The organism is Pseudochrobactrum mosebachae (genome assembly GCF_048914685.1).
Classification (GTDB): Bacteria; Pseudomonadota; Alphaproteobacteria; order Rhizobiales; family Rhizobiaceae; genus Pseudochrobactrum.
The window spans coordinates 557,564-572,543 of the sequence record NZ_CP128408.1 but is presented as its reverse complement, the minus strand read 5'-3'; the positions used below and the strand labels follow the sequence as shown (position 1 = coordinate 572,543).

Sequence of the window (14,980 nt, the reverse complement as noted above, 5' to 3'; positions counted from 1 at the left end):
TGGAATCGCTGACCGGTCCACGCAGTACAGAACTGCATAACGGGCTATTTAGGGTTTTATCGTGGCATGTTAAGAGAAACTTAATAAATAATACTTGTTTTAGCCGCTAATCAGTATTTGTGTTGCTAAATCGCCATAGTTTTCAGGCGTTTTGCCCGTAGCAAAATGACGAAGAGCCCGCGGATAAAGCTGATGCTCTGCCGTGAGAACACGTGCTGCAATGCTCTCAGCCGTATCTTGTGCATCAATGGCAACTGCAGCCTGAGCGAGGATAGGGCCTTCATCCATCCCCTCAGTTACCAGATGCACGGTGCAGCCTGCCAGTTTCATACCGGCATCAAGCGCGCGTTGATGGGTATTCAATCCGGCAAAGAGCGGTAGCAGTGAAGGGTGGATGTTTAAAATCCGCCCTGCATAAGGTGCAATAAACCGGCCGGATAAAAGGCGCATATAACCCGCGAGGCAAATAATATCCGGTGCGATATCAGCAAGCTTTTCCAGAATGGCATCTTCATGCGCATCTTTAGACATATAGTCTTTACGGGCAAAAGCATGGGTTGCTATGCCCGCAGCCTGCGCTTTGGCCAAACCGCCCGCATCAGGCTTGTCTGAAAACACAGCCACGATCTCAGCCGGATAATCCGGTGCCTGTGCCGCCCGGATCAGCGTCTCCATATTGGAGCCGCCGCCGGAGATGAAAATGGCTACACGCTTGCGCGTAGCAGGTGTGGCGCTGATCATAGAGAGAGTGTGCCCTGATAAATAACACCTTCATTGTTTTCGCCTTCGCGTGCAATCATGCGGCCAAGGGTAACAACAGTTTCGCCCTCAGCCTGCAATGCCTGCATAACCAGCTCTGCTTTGTCAGCCGGCACCACAGCAATCATGCCAATGCCACAGTTAAATGTGCGCAGCATTTCATGCGCTTCAACATTGCCGGTCTTTGCCAGCCATGAGAAAACCGCAGGAACCGGAATGGCTGACAAATCAATCTCTGCCGACAAATGCTTCGGCAGAACGCGTGGAATATTGTCCGGAAAACCACCGCCGGTAATATGCGCCAATGCCTTGATTGCACCGGTTGAACGGATAGCCGCCAGCAGTGATTTAACGTAAATCCGGGTCGGGGTCAGCAGCGCTTCGCCCAAAGATTTACCTTGCGCAAATGGCGCAGAATCCTGCCAGCCAAGGCCCGACAGTTCAACAATACGGCGTACGAGCGAGAAACCGTTGGAATGCACACCTGAAGAGCCAAGACCCAGAATGATATCACCGGCTTGCAAATCACCCGCCGGTAGTAACTGGCCGCGCTCCGCAGCGCCAACAGCAAAGCCCGCAAGGTCATAATCGCCTTTTGCATACATGCCTGGCATTTCAGCGGTTTCACCACCGATCAGCGCGCAACCAGATTGCAGGCAACCCTCGGCAATACCTTTAACAATGGCAGCGCCCTGTGCCGGATTCAGCTTGCCGGTCGCAAAATAGTCGAGAAAGAACAGCGGCTCGGCACCCTGTACCACAAGATCATTGACGCACATTGCCACCAGATCAATGCCAACAGTGTCATGGCGGTCTGCATCAATCGCAATTTTAAGCTTTGTGCCCACACCGTCATTGGCCGCAACCAGCACCGGATCTTTAAAACCTGCGGCTTTAAGGTCAAACAAGCCGCCGAAACCGCCGATTTCACCATCAGCACCTGGGCGGCGTGTTGAGCGAACCAACGGCTTGATCATATCGACCATGCTGTTACCTGCATCAATATCCACACCGGCATCGGCATAGGTCAGACCGTTTTTCTGGTCTGTGGCTGTGGTTGAAGGGGTTTTCGACTGTGGCATAGTTTGCTCCCGATAAAGCAGTTTCAGAAAAGGTGGCTACCTGTGTTCTGTGCGCGACTGCAATAAACAAAAAGATAGAGTATGCTATCTGAAAGAGTCAAAAAGGCATGCTCCGGTCTGCGCAGCCTGGATGCCTTGGGGAAAAGCGGCAGGGCAGACTGCGATTAATGCTTCAAGAGGGCGCAATGACATGAGAATGCTTCGCCCGCAAGCATATTTCGTGATTTTTTAGTCATAACACCCATGTTATGAAGGCAGCAGAGCATATGTCGCAGTCAAATTCCTGTCTCATGGCTTTGATCGTTATTCTTAGGATGCAGAGCCCTTGACCAACAATCAGAATGCGACATATTCCAGACTTTTAATCAATGGCGGTTTAAATGAGCAAATCTGAAACACCACAAGCTAAATCGCCAGTGTCGCGTACTGTTAAAGTTGACGCGGCCAAAACCGCTAAAACCGGCTCGAAACAGGTTATTGTGCCGGTGCCAAATAATGGTTCGAATAATGAGCTGTATCTGGATGTGCAGGTTAATGCGCTTGGTTCAAGTATGCGTAAACAAGCGCTGTTCTGGATGTTTGCAACAATCATTTTCATTCTGTTCTTAACAATTTTTAGCTCTATTCTGCTGCCTTTTGTTGCCGGTCTGGCGCTGGCCTATTTTCTTGATCCTGTGGCCGACCGGCTTGAACGGTTCGGAATGTCACGGCTTTGGGCCTCAGTGGTTATTCTGATCACCTGTATATTGGTGTTGGTGCTTGGTCTGATTATTATCGTGCCGGTGCTGGTAACCCAGATGGCCGAGTTTATTTCCAAATTTCCGGGCTATTTCACCCAGCTTCAGTCATTGATTGCGCATCAGGACTCAGAATGGCTGCAAAAATATCTCGGCATTGATAGTTCCGTTATTCAGGGTAATCTCAGCAGTTTCCTCAAGCAGGGGGCGGGTTTCCTCACCACTTTGCTGCAATCTCTGTGGAATTCCGGAAAATCACTGATTGATCTGGCCGGTCTGTTTGTGGTTACCCCGGTTGTGGCATTTTACATGCTTCTCGATTGGGATCGCATGGTCGATAGAATTGATTCGTGGATTCCGCGTGATCACGTTAAAACCGTGCGCCAGATTGCGCGTGAGATGAATGCTGCGATTGCCGGCTTTATCCGCGGGCAGGGCACATTATGCCTTATCCTCGGTACCTATTACGCTATCGGCCTGACCCTGACAGGATTGAATTTCGGCTTGCTGATTGGTTTGTTTTCGGGCCTGATCAGTTTTATTCCTTATATCGGCTCTACCGTTGGTCTGGTTCTGGCTATCGGCGTGGCGCTGGTACAGTTTTGGCCGGATTGGATCATGGTTTGTGTGGTTGCAGCGGTGTTTTTCAGCGGTCAGTTCATTGAGGGCAATATTTTGCAGCCTAAACTGGTTGGCTCCTCGGTCGGGCTGCATCCGGTATGGCTGATGTTTGCATTATTTGCTTTTGGCTCGCTGCTCGGCTTTACCGGTATGTTGATTGCGGTGCCTGCGGCTGCGGCGGTAGGCGTGGTGGTGCGCTTTATCCTCAACCGCTATCTGGAATCTCCGATGTACAAAAGCAGTAATGGTGAAAATCAGGCGGAGTAAAATTCTCAAAGACACAAAGTTTTCAACAGGGCTGTCCACAGTTTCTGTGTGTCACGGGGATAAGGTGGCATAACTGGCATTGAAGTGCCGGTTATGCTTTTCACTCTGGCTAAAAGCAGATACTGCGTTAGACAGAGACTACAGTCTGCTGATCCGCTGAAAACTGTGGTAAACACCCTGATGACGATGACACATCGCTTTGACCGTTTTTCGGTTCTGGCGGAAAATTTGGAAAACTATGTCTGTTGAGCACCGACAAATGCCGCTCATTCTACAGCATGAGCCTGGCTTCACGCGCGATGACCTGGTTGTGACCGGATCTAACCGTGCGGCGGTTGATCTGATCGACCGCTGGCCGGAATGGCCTTCGCCTGTCGCGATGCTTGTCGGGCCTGCCGGTGCGGGCAAAACGCATCTCGCAGCTATCTGGCGTAGCCAGAATGATGCTGAAATTCTTGATCCGCGCGATATTAATGAGCAGGCGCTTGAGATAGCAGCCCAGCGTCCGGTGCTGATCGACGACATCGGCGCTGAACCCTTTGATGAAACAGGCTTGTTTCATCTCATTAATACTGTTCGCCAGACCGCCGGCAGCAGTGCCAAAGGCCAGTCACAGGCATCTTTGCTGATGACCTCGCAACTGCAGCCTTTGCAATGGAATATTACGTTGCCGGATCTGATCTCAAGGCTCAAAGCTGTAACGATTGTCGATATTTCTGAGCCGGATGATTATCTGCTAAGCACGGTTATTTATAAGCTGTTTGCTGATCGTCAGGTCAGTGTTGACCCTGCTGTGATCAGCTATATTGTCAGCCGTGTTGAGCGCTCGCTTGATAGTGTGATTGTGCTGGTTGATCTGCTGGATCACATGGCATTGCAACAAAAAATTCGCATTACCAAAGCTCTGGCCACACAGGCTTTGCAAGCTATGGCGCATGCCTTGCCTGCCGCCAAAACAGATGTCTGAAACTCTCCGCTACTGAGAGCATTTCACTATCAAGTTGAAACAACTTGATAGCTATGACAATGCGAAAATTTAAAGTCTAGAGAGCAAGAGCTGCGCTACAATCGGGACATTACCCGCTCTACTGTTTGCCCACCGGTTGCTGCGGGTAAAGCGGCGCGATCAGGCCGGTATTTTGCGGCTTTTTTTGTGCTGCTGGTGCCGGTTCCGGTTTGCGTTCTGCACGCGGCGAAATTGAGCCGGTTGTAAAATTTGGTGCCTTGGCCATTGCCGAACGCAGCCGGCTGTTCTGGCTCTGCGGATTTTTAAATGCCAGCTGCTCTTCCTGCACCCAACCAATAATATTGGTTGATGGCACAACAACACGATGCCAGCGACCGACCTTGGCATATGTGCGCATTTCGCGGCCCTTGGGAACGCTGCCTATGGTTTTCGCTTGTTCCCAAGCTTTTTCACGGATCACCAATGCTTGTTTGGCAATCACCACTTTAGGAATTTTAAACGCACCGCTGGCATGACGGCTATGATCATCAGGTACAGGTTTGGCAATCGGCACAAGTGCAAGCGTGGTATTGCGTGAAGGCGCCGCTTTCTGAGGTGCTGCTTGCTGGGGTGCAACGGCCGGCTTAGCTGCTGGTGCCACAATTATAGTGGTCGCAGCTGCAGATTTTGTTTCAATACGCGGTGTTTGCACTGCAATTTGCGGTCTTGCAACGGGTGTTGTCGCCACTGTTTCTTTGACTTGCGGGCGGGCAGCTGCTTGCTGTGCCGGTTTGCTCACTGTGATGTTTTGTGAGCGGGGGGCAGATGAAGAGGATAAAGTTGAACTGATCAGCTGGGAGACGCTGGCTGTAGGGCTTTTATTCTGTGATGTGGCCCAGAGTGCTGCTGCACCTATAACCACAATGGCGCCCACCGTTACCACCGATGCGCCGGAGCGGCTTGTGGAGCGGCCTGTGGAGCGCTTGCTTTGTGTGCGCGTTGTACGTCTCTTACGGGGAGCGGGTTTTCTCGGAGCCATAGTCTTGCGCCTTTATACCGGTCAGCATCCAGAAGCACTGATCATAACGGAAATTTCGAATCTTCTGGATTTAAGCTAACGGGTGAATCTTCGTAATTGGTTACTATGCTCTCCTTTTGTTCATGTTTTACCGCTTAAGGCCACCTTGATAAAATATAATGCTGACAGCTTGCATCGTTTGGGCTTCTGGCGCGTTATAATCATGAATAACACAGGAGATACCACAATGGTCGATACTGCAAAAATTAAAGAGCATTTCGAAGTTATTGGTGCTGACGGCGTTCATGTTGGTACGGTTGATCATGTCGAGGGTGACCGGATTAAGCTCACTAAAAATGATGGCGGCGATCGCTCCCATCACCATCACCACCATTATATTTCTTTGGGACTGGTCGCAGATGTTGAAGGCAATAAAGTACGCCTGTCGGCCAATGCTGATGTTGCGATTACCTTTGAAGAAGAAAAAGACGGCAAGGCTGCGCTCTAAACCCGCTGAGCGCATCTGCAGCTGAAATAAGAAACCCGCCATCAAAGGCGGGTTTCCTGTTTTTAATGTTTGAAATATGATTTAATAAACATGCAGCAGTACCGGAATGACACCGATGTTTTGCAAATATTCAACAAATTCGAAAACCGGATAGGCAATAAAAAATACCAGACCGTCGAAAAACGTATTGTAGAGCGTTTTAGGACGAATGGTCAGAGTTTCGACGTCTTTATATCCGGAGAAGTTAGGGAAAAAGCGCGGAACATCCAATTTGTAATCGCGGTAAGCTTGCCCGAATGTGTTTTCCAGATAGCCTTCCTCAGCCATAATCACGAACATGAATGTGATGTAGCAGACGACTGCAAGCAGCAAAGCAATAATGAGACTGCCGGTCATGCAGCCGATACCAAAAGCACCAATCGTGCTGAAAACATAAAGCGGATTGCGGCTGACTGAATAAGGGCCGGTGCGGATAATATTGGCGCCTTTATGGCCGCCAATATGGAGTGTGCACCACATACGGCCAAGAATAGCCATCATAATAAATCCAAGCCCGAAAGCTTCAATATATTCATGTATGCCGCGCTGCCATGCTGAGCGCACAAACAGCAGGGCGCAAAACAGCAGGGCAATAATAAGGGCAACGGCTATGCGGCGGCGCGCTTGATACCGGCTCATTTCTTTCATGGATTGCATGGTGGCATTACCTGACAAGGATTTAAGACAAAAATGATGATAATAATTGCACGTTTTACTGCTTTAATATGAAAGCAAAACAGTAGGCATCACATGATGTCTGGCCGGTAAATACCTATTTTATGATATTCTTATGACGCTTTGATCATGCGGCAGATTATTTTTACCGGAACGGTACTTATTCTTTTTGACTAGCCACGCGACCCAAGCAGGATCAGTCCTGCACCGGCCAGAGCCAGCATGCCGCCGGCGATGTCCCAGCGATCCGGAATAAAACCTTCTGCAAAACGCAGCCATACCAGTGAAGCAATGATATAAATGCCGCCATAGGCTGCATAAGCGCGCCCTGCCGCATCACTGTCGATCAGAGTGAGAAGTGCTGCAAAAACAATCAGGGAAGCAATGCCAGGCACCAGATACCACGCTGATTTATCCATCCGCAGCCACGCCCAGAATGCGAAGCAGCCACCAATTTCTGCAAAGGCTGCCAGAGAGTAAATTAAATATTGTGTCATTGGTTTCATGGTGGAATTCCGGCAATGTTGGATGCAGCGCAATCCGCACTGGATAATAGTGGGACTGTTCATTTCCTGTTCAAATATACTGTTTTAGAAGCAGATTTAGAGGTATATCTCATCTCAGCAATTTCGGAATAAACAAAAGTTTCTTAAGTGAAGTCATAGTCGTAAATATGGGGACTTCAACATGAGCAGCAGCTCATTAGAAAAGGAAAAACAAGTGAACACAATGACGTTTGGCACGCATTTATCCCGTATTATGCTGTTTCTGGCATTCGTATCCGGAGCTTATGTGGTTGAGACACAAACCGCATCAGCGCAGGAATACCGCCAATGCGCAGGTGAAAATGGTATTTGCCGGCTGCCATACCCAACTGAAGTGCTCTACGGCAATGGCAAGCGAATGACTTCCCGCTTTATCAACCGGCCTGAAGTGCGTTGCTCCAATGCCGTCTTTGGGGATCCGGCACGCGGTACAGCTAAAAGTTGTTTTTATGTTGTGCGTCATGATCAGGGCCGTGACAAAGGTCGGGATCGCGGTGGTTACGGGCGCGATAACCGCCGTGATGAATATGGCCGTAATAACGGGCGTCACAGCTATCGTCCGGATCGTGAGAGCGGTCGCGGCGGCCAGTGGCAGCGTTGTGCCGGTGAAGGACAATACTGTAATTTCTCAGGTCGAAAAATGGTGCGATACGGTACACAAGACCGTTATGTAGAGCGGATGATGCGCGGTGGTACACCATGCGATAACCGGACTTTTGGCGATCCTAACCGTGGCGGCGCAAAAAGCTGCTATGTTTTGAATTGATAAATGCAGCAACATTTGAATGATAAAAAGCCGGAGCGTCAAATCTCCGGCTTTTTTTAAAAAAAAGCGCTTTGTTTTATTTTTTGAACTCGACTGCTGGTGGGGTCAGGTTTGGTTCAAGAGGTGCCTTTTGCAGCTCTTTGCTGTCCAAATCAAATTTATTAATATCCATACCGCGCAATACCTGATCATCATACATTTTTACGTAATATTTTTGATTTTTAAGATCGGCAATGCTCGACCATTGGGTGTATTCCAGCGGTGCTTTGGCATCGTTATTGAGCTGGATCCAACCTTTAGGAATGTCGAAATTATTGATAATATGTTCCGCAAGGCGCACACTGTCTGTACCGCTAGCCTGTTTTTCGACAGCCAGTGTATAGGCAGTTGCACGAATGAAGCGGGAAGGCGGGGTCGGATCTCCCGGTACGCCAATCAGGCCTGACCCCTGACCAAGCGGGCTGAGTGTCAAACCATCAATTTTTAAAGGCTCGGCATCGATGGCAGAAATCTTCAGATAATTTCTGAGATTGGTCATGTGCCAGTCAAAGGCCGGCGAATTGGTCATAACGCCGACAGGATTGTCATAGATTTTCAATTTACCATCAACTGGTTCAATGACTAATGATGCGCCCGATGCATCATGAAGCGTATAATGCACCGGTGGGGCAAACCCCATATCCGGCTGCTTAACATCAATAATGGTGATGTTATTGATAGCGGCTTTTACGTCTTCAACCGTAGCGTAATTGGTGAGAATCCAACTCAAAACATCCCATGGTGCGAGTGATTTATCCGGGTCTGTTTTGGTGCCATCCGCATAGCCAGCCAGCTCTGGAAAATAAAGAATTCCACCGGCGAGGCCTTTTTCATTCATACCGTCAACAAGCGCGGTAACGCCAAACGCATTGAGCCCGACAGCTGCATATTTGCCCTGCCATTTCATGCCGGTTTTACCATCGGCGCCTGTGCTGCTGAGTTGATATTGACGGGGTATCATGAGTGCATTGGATTTGAGCTCGAAAGCGAACTCCATTGTTCGGGCATAAACACCGCTGCCATCTGTTGTGTGCAGCAAAAGGCTGGTACACGCAGATGCAGGATAAGGGGCCGCAATCGCGGTAATCACCGCTAAAGCTGACACCTGTTTAATAAGTCTTTGCTTGATGAAGTGAGAGAAATGTTGTTTCAAAAGAATTACCTCTGTTATCGTTGAAATTTGGATAACTCCAGCAAGATTCTACAAATAACATATAAATAAATATGTCGATAGTTCTGGTTTAATCTTGATTTTACGATGCAGTTTTTGCAATGTAGCACTATAGTGATTTGAAACTTGTTCTTTACTAGTATTGTTACCTGATAAGGATAAAATATGCGTTTTCTACCAAAGACCCGCTTTACGCAGTTCATCCTTGGCAGTTGCATCGCGCTAACGGGTCTGATGCCGGTCGCGGCAATGAGCGCGGATGTTGTTGTAGGTGAGCCTGTTGCCCAGTTTGATCAGCGCCGCTGGAAGGTTATTGTTAGTCCGTATATCTGGGCGGCCTCGCTGGATGGCCATGCCAATGTTGCGGGGCGGCGTCCTGATATTGATGTGCCGTTTTCAGATATTTTTAAAAATCTTGATTTCAGCGCTATGGGTAATGTTGAAATTACCAATGGTCTTTATGGTGTGTATTTTGACGGTCAATATACCAAAACCAAACAGGATGAAGATTTCCGTTCTTTGACCTTTGGTGTGGATGTAACCTCAACCACACTTTCTGCCGGTGCCTTTTTCCGTGCGATAGAAGTGCCGCTTGAGGGTGAGACTTTGTTTGGCAATCAGCGGGTTTTTGCGATCAAACCAACTGCTGGTATGCGCTGGACACAGCTTAAAGCTGATTTTACATTCGGTCAGCTTTCTGAATCGCGTAAAATTGACTGGCTGGATCCTTTTGTTGGTGCTCGTATTATTGCAGATCTGGCGGAGCGCTGGAACCTGTTTGCTGAGGCGGATGTGGGGGGCTTTGGTACCGGTTCAGACCTGAGTGCGCAGGGGCAGGCTTATCTCGGCTACCGCACCCATATCTTCAACCAACCCGCCTTACTGCGGTTTGGTTATCGTGCGCTTTATCAGGATTATGAAGGTGGCGACATTCTCGGTAAGAAGTTCCGTTGGAATGTTACGCAGCACGGCCCGGTTGCCGGCGTATCATTTGTGTTCTGATAAGTTCAAAACAATGCGCTATGAATGAATAAAAAGCCCCGGCCTATGCTTCGGGGCTTTTTTCATGAGCGCGATATGACAATGCGAAACCCCTAGAATCTAGAGCGAGCGCTGCGATCCAACCGGAATGTTACCCGCTCTAGAGCATTTCACTATCAAGTTGAAACAACTTGATAGGTATGACAATGCGAAACCCCTAGAATCTAGAGCGAGCACTGCGATCCAACCCGAATGTTACCCGCTCTAGCGCGGACTGAGATACACAGCAAACAGCGTATTGGTAGTTTTCCCAGTGCTGTAATGCATATTTTTATGTGTTTTGTATATTTCTGTTGCGAATGCGTGAAAAAGATTTTCAAAATTATTATTGTTTGATATGAATTCTTTCGTGAAAGCTTTCGGAGGGGGAGTTTGACGTTGAATTTATCATCACTCATAGAAGCACAATGGCCGTCTTTGACGACCAACCAGCAGAAGATCGCTGATTTTGTGCTGGCGAATCCGTTTCAGGTTGCCACAATGGGTATTGAGGAATTAGCAACGGCAACAGAAACCTCCGCAGCCACAATTACGCGTTTTGTAAAGGCGCTCAGCCTGAGCGGGTTTGCTGATTTTCGGGCACATGCTGTGCAAGGATATCAGGGGTTGCTTAAAACCGGCTTTAATCTTGAGCGTGCACGCCAGACCCCGCCAAGTTGCGTGGCGCAGGATTCGTTTGAAAATGCGACCCGGCTGGTTGAGGAAATGGCGTTGCAAGGCGATAGCGCTATCTGGGAAAGCACCGCTTTGCGCATGATGAGCGCGCGGCGCGTTGCCTTTCTCGGTTTTGGTATCAGCGCTAATATATTGGAATTATTTGCTGATAAAACGATCTCATTTACCCGCAACCAGATCTTATTAACCGGCTCGGGTGGCTCAGAGCGCATCGTGCAAAAAATCATCGGTTTAGGACCAGAAGATTTGCTGATCGCGATGTCTTTGCCGCGCTATTCACAATCAACAGTCGATTTTATGAAACTGGCGCGCGGGCGTGGCTGCTATTGCATCTCTATTTCTGATGGCCCGCAGTCGCCGATCTACGCTTTGAGCCACGAGCAGATTGTTATTCCAAGCGGTCATCCGGTTCTGCACGGTTCTACTGTTGCAGCTATGGCCGCTATTGAAGCCATTATTGCCATTCTGGCAGCCCATCATCAAAGCGAGTCTGATGCTATATCAATGACAAGCTTGCTTATGCCCTATCTCTATGCGGATGATGAAAATCACCCGCAGTCCAGAACGAGGACCACGGATGTCAGTTAAGTCGAATAACATGGTCGCAGCACCGATCATCCGCGTTGAAAATATCAGCGTTGATTTTAAGGGTGATGAAAGCACGTTTCGGGCTGTAAAAAATCTGTCTTTTGAAATTAAAGCAGGCGAAACGCTGGCTGTTGTCGGTGAATCCGGCTCAGGTAAATCGGTAACATCCTTGGCGATTATGCGCCTTGTTGAAACCGGCGGCGGCAAAATTACTGAAGGTGGCATCCAGTTTACCGGTAGTAACGGTATCACCAGCGATCTCACCCAATATTCGCTGAAGGCCATGGAAAAAATTCGTGGCAATGACATTGCCATGATTTTTCAGGAGCCGATGACCTCGCTTAATCCGGTATTTACTGTGGGCGAACAGATTGCTGAGGCTGTGCGCCTGCACCAGAATTGCACCGCCGCAGAAGCCCGCGCTGAAGCCCTGCATATGCTTGAAAAAGTGCGCATTCCTGATGCAAAGCGCTTGCTGGATCGCCACCCGCATCAATTGTCGGGCGGAATGCGCCAGCGCGTGATGATTGCTATGGCATTGTCCTGCAAGCCGCGTCTGCTGATCGCCGATGAACCGACCACAGCACTGGATGTGACCATTCAGGCGCAGATTTTGCGTCTGATCCGTCTGCTTCAGGAAGAAATGGGTATGGCCGTTCTGTTCATTACCCATGATATGGGGGTTGTTGCAGAAGTTGCCGACAGAGTTCTGGTAATGCGCAATGGTGAAAAAGTAGAAGAGGGTACTGTTGAGGCTGTTTTTCAGGCGCCGCAGCACCCTTATACCCGTGCGCTGCAGGCAGCAGTACCGCGTCTTGGTGCTTTGAATGGTCAGGAACTGCCACGCCGTTTTCCGATGCTGGCTTCAAGCTCTGCCCCTCATGACGCGCCCCATGGCGCGCCCAATGGCGAAAATGACGCTGCAGATGGGCAGGCCGTGCGTTATGATGATTATCCGCCGCAAGACACAATAAAATCTGGCGAGCCGATCCTGAAAGTGCGTGAGCTGGTAACGCGGTTTGATATTCGCAAGGGCTTTTTCTCTAAATTATCCGGTCGGGTTCATGCGGTTGAAAAAGTTGATTTTGACCTGCGTCAAGGCGAAACATTGGCACTTGTGGGCGAATCCGGCTGCGGAAAGTCCACCACCGGCCGCACTTTGATGATGTTGCAGGAAGCAACATCCGGCTCGGTGCTCTATCGTGATAAAGATATTTTCAAACTGGGCGGCAGTGAAAAACAGGCTATCCGCCGTAAAATCCAATATGTGTTTCAGGATCCGTTTGCCTCACTTGATCCGCGCCTGACAGTCGGCTTTTCTATTGCCGAGCCGTTGATCACCCATGGTCTTGCCAAGGGCGATGAAATTCAGGAGCGTGTTGTGCAATTGTTGCGCGATGTCGGTATGCAGCCTGAACACGCGCATCGTTACCCGCACCAGTTCTCCGGTGGCCAGCGCCAGCGTATTTGTATTGCCCGTGCACTCGCCGGTGATCCGGATATTCTCATCACCGATGAAGCGGTGGCAGCACTGGATGTTTCCATTCAGGCGCAGGTCATTAACCTGCTGATGGAACTGCAGGAAAAACGCGGCCTGTCTTATATCTTCATCAGCCATGATATGGCGGTGGTTGAGCGTGTGTCGCATCGCGTTGCCGTGATGTATCTCGGCCAGATTGTTGAAATCGGCCCGCGTCGCCAGATTTTCGAAAACCCGCAGCATGCTTATACACGGCGTCTGCTGTCAGCCGTTCCTATTGCTGATCCTGCCCGCAGAGATCGCAACCGGCCACTTATTGAGGGCGAAATACCAAGCCCCGTACGCGCACCAAACGATATGCCCGTTGTTAAACCACTGGTGGAGGTGGAACCGGGACATTTTGTTGCTCGCCATCCGATTGGCGATTTTAACTGATCTGAGGAAGGAGATACTCATGAAACTGAAATCACTTTTGCTGTCATCGGCATTGGCCGCTGTCATGATGCTGCCGGGAGCTGCATGGGCAAAGTCGCTCACCGTGGCAGTGCCAAACAATCTGACAGGACTTGATCCGACAAATATCAATGACACGCTGTCACAGACCTCATTGCGCCTGATTTATCAGGGTCTGTTTGGCTTTGATAAAGACATGAAGCTTGTTCCGCTGTTGGCAGAAAGCTTTGAAGCCAATGATGATGCGACAGAATTTACGATCAAGCTGCGTCAGGGCGTAAAGTTCCATGATGGTTCAGACTTCAATGCTGAAGCTGCTAAAATCAACATTGAGCGTCTTGCCAATCCGGACAATAAACTGTCCCGTCGCAGTCTCGTTTCAATGGTTGATAAGGTAGAAGTTATTGATGGCAGCACCATCAAACTGATCCTGAAGCAGCCTTTTGGTGCGATGATCGCATCGCTCGCGCATCCAGGTGCAATGTTTATCTCGCCTGCAGCGCTGGAAAAATACGGCAAAGACATTAGCCGCAATCCTGTTGGTACCGGCCCGTTCAAGTTCAAAAGCTGGTCAGCTGATACGCTTGAAGTTGTGAAAAACGACACTTACTGGAAAGACGGCCTGCCAAAGGTTGATGGCGTGACCGTTCGTTCAGTGCCTGAATCAGGTGCGCGTTTTGCAATGCTTCAGACCGGTGAAACTCAGTTTGTACCGTCTTTCCCGCCGGAGCTGATTAAAGTTGCCGAAAAGAACCCGGCTATCGCAGTGAACAAAAGCCCTTCAATCGTTGAGTATTATGTATCGCTCAACACCATGAAGAAGCCTTTTGATGATATTCGCGTTCGTCATGCTTTCAACCATGCTGTTGATAAAGATGCTTATTGTAAGATCGTTTACAATGACATTTGCGAACCAGCAGATTCCATCATTCCTAAGAACCTTGCTTTTCACGTGACTGCCGGTAATTACGAGTTCAACGTTGAAAAAGCCAAGGAACTGATGAAAGAAGCCGGCTTTGAAAGCGGCTTTGAAACTGAAATCTGGTCGAACTCCAACACGGAATCTATCCGTGCGGCGCAGTTCATTCAGCAGCAGCTGGCACAGATCAATGTTAAAGTGACAGTAACGCCGCTGGAAGCCGGTGTTGCAGCACAGAAAATCTGGTCGGTTGATAAGCCTGAAGATGCGACAGTGCAGCTCTATTATGCTGGCTGGTCAGCCTCTACCGGTGACGCAGATTGGGGTATTCGTCCGCTGTTTTACGGACAGAGCTTCCCGCCTGCAATGTTTAACACTGCATATTTTAAGAACGCCACAGTAGACGGCGGCATTGAAGGCGCGATCAGCACTGCTGATCCGGCTAAACGTGCTGAATTCTACGCTGAAGTACAGAAAGCCGCATGGGCAGAAGCCCCGTGGATTTTCCTCGGTGTTCCGCAGAATATTTCTGCGCAAAGCAATAAACTCTCCGGTGTCTACATGTTGCCGGATCGTGGTTTCTTGTTGGAAGATGCTGAATTTACTGACTAATAGCGTCTGAAAGCATGTGCTGGTTACGCAAGTGACCAG

Annotated in this window: 14 protein-coding genes; 8 read left to right on the top strand and 6 right to left on the bottom strand. The window is 49.3% G+C overall.

Features of this window, described 5'->3' with window-relative positions; translation table 11 throughout:
* Positions 1 to 99 precede the first annotated feature (99 nt).
* Both purN and purM read right to left on the bottom strand, forming a co-directional pair.
* Positions 100 to 741 (bottom strand): phosphoribosylglycinamide formyltransferase, encoded by a 642-nt coding sequence (gene purN, locus MP213Fo_RS02705; RefSeq protein WP_421090152.1) that lies wholly within the window; start codon positions 739 to 741, stop codon positions 100 to 102.
* A complete protein-coding gene (gene purM / locus MP213Fo_RS02700; protein ID WP_421090151.1) occupies positions 738 to 1,841 on the bottom strand; it encodes a phosphoribosylformylglycinamidine cyclo-ligase in 1,104 nt (367 codons plus the stop codon). The genes purN and purM overlap by 4 nt, the downstream gene beginning before the upstream one ends.
* 551 nt (positions 1,842 to 2,392) lie before the next feature.
* Here purM and MP213Fo_RS02695 point away from each other — a divergent pair.
* Positions 2,393 to 3,466, top strand: coding sequence for an AI-2E family transporter (locus MP213Fo_RS02695; protein ID WP_421090981.1), 1,074 nt, complete (start codon positions 2,393 to 2,395; stop codon positions 3,464 to 3,466).
* 238 nt (positions 3,467 to 3,704) lie between these two features.
* Positions 3,705 to 4,433 carry a DnaA regulatory inactivator HdaA gene (gene hdaA / locus MP213Fo_RS02690; RefSeq protein ID WP_421090150.1) on the top strand — a complete coding sequence of 243 codons (729 nt, stop codon included), beginning with the start codon at positions 3,705 to 3,707 and terminating at the stop codon, positions 4,431 to 4,433.
* A 118-nt stretch (positions 4,434 to 4,551) separates the two neighbouring features.
* On the opposite strand, the gene MP213Fo_RS02685 is transcribed toward hdaA, so the two are convergent.
* A complete protein-coding gene (locus tag MP213Fo_RS02685) occupies positions 4,552 to 5,451 on the bottom strand; it encodes a hypothetical protein (protein ID WP_421090149.1) in 900 nt (299 codons plus the stop codon).
* 226 nt (positions 5,452 to 5,677) lie between these two features.
* Between MP213Fo_RS02685 and MP213Fo_RS02680 the strand changes: the two genes are divergently transcribed.
* Entirely contained in the window at positions 5,678 to 5,938 is a 261-nt protein-coding gene (locus MP213Fo_RS02680; RefSeq protein WP_421090980.1) for a DUF2171 domain-containing protein, read from the top strand.
* Positions 5,939 to 6,019: 81 nt separating this feature from the next.
* On the opposite strand, the gene MP213Fo_RS02675 is transcribed toward MP213Fo_RS02680, so the two are convergent.
* Both MP213Fo_RS02675 and MP213Fo_RS02670 read right to left on the bottom strand, forming a co-directional pair.
* Positions 6,020 to 6,634 (bottom strand): methyltransferase family protein, encoded by a 615-nt coding sequence (locus tag MP213Fo_RS02675; protein ID WP_421090148.1) that lies wholly within the window; start codon positions 6,632 to 6,634, stop codon positions 6,020 to 6,022.
* A 191-nt stretch (positions 6,635 to 6,825) separates the two neighbouring features.
* Positions 6,826 to 7,149: a YnfA family protein gene (locus MP213Fo_RS02670; RefSeq protein WP_421090979.1), complete on the bottom strand. Its 324-nt coding sequence runs from the start codon at positions 7,147 to 7,149 to the stop codon at positions 6,826 to 6,828.
* 223 nt (positions 7,150 to 7,372) lie between these two features.
* Here MP213Fo_RS02670 and MP213Fo_RS02665 point away from each other — a divergent pair, with 223 nt between their 5' ends.
* The gene (locus tag MP213Fo_RS02665; RefSeq protein WP_421090147.1) at positions 7,373 to 7,963 is read left to right on the top strand and encodes a hypothetical protein; all 591 of its coding nucleotides are present in this window, start codon (positions 7,373 to 7,375) and stop codon (positions 7,961 to 7,963) included.
* Between the two features lie 76 nt (positions 7,964 to 8,039).
* On the opposite strand, the gene MP213Fo_RS02660 is transcribed toward MP213Fo_RS02665, so the two are convergent.
* Complete coding sequence (locus MP213Fo_RS02660) at positions 8,040 to 9,155, bottom strand: linear amide C-N hydrolase (protein WP_421090146.1); 1,116 nt, start codon at positions 9,153 to 9,155, stop codon at positions 8,040 to 8,042.
* A 252-nt stretch (positions 9,156 to 9,407) separates the two neighbouring features.
* On the opposite strand from MP213Fo_RS02660, the gene MP213Fo_RS02655 reads away from it, so the two are divergent.
* The 4 genes from MP213Fo_RS02655 to MP213Fo_RS02640 all read left to right on the top strand — a co-directional run bounded on the left by MP213Fo_RS02655 (position 9,408) and on the right by MP213Fo_RS02640 (position 14,941).
* On the top strand, positions 9,408 to 10,175 hold the full coding sequence (locus MP213Fo_RS02655; RefSeq protein WP_421090978.1) for a hypothetical protein: 768 nt from the start codon (positions 9,408 to 9,410) through the stop codon (positions 10,173 to 10,175).
* A 411-nt stretch (positions 10,176 to 10,586) separates the two neighbouring features.
* On the top strand, positions 10,587 to 11,477 hold the full coding sequence (locus MP213Fo_RS02650; RefSeq protein WP_421090145.1) for a MurR/RpiR family transcriptional regulator: 891 nt from the start codon (positions 10,587 to 10,589) through the stop codon (positions 11,475 to 11,477).
* Positions 11,467 to 13,392, top strand: coding sequence for a dipeptide ABC transporter ATP-binding protein (locus MP213Fo_RS02645; protein WP_421090144.1), 1,926 nt, complete (start codon positions 11,467 to 11,469; stop codon positions 13,390 to 13,392). The genes MP213Fo_RS02650 and MP213Fo_RS02645 overlap by 11 nt, the downstream gene beginning before the upstream one ends.
* A gap of 19 nt (positions 13,393 to 13,411) precedes the next feature.
* On the top strand, positions 13,412 to 14,941 hold the full coding sequence (locus MP213Fo_RS02640) for a glutathione ABC transporter substrate-binding protein (protein WP_421090143.1): 1,530 nt from the start codon (positions 13,412 to 13,414) through the stop codon (positions 14,939 to 14,941).
* Positions 14,942 to 14,980: the final 39 nt, after the last annotated feature.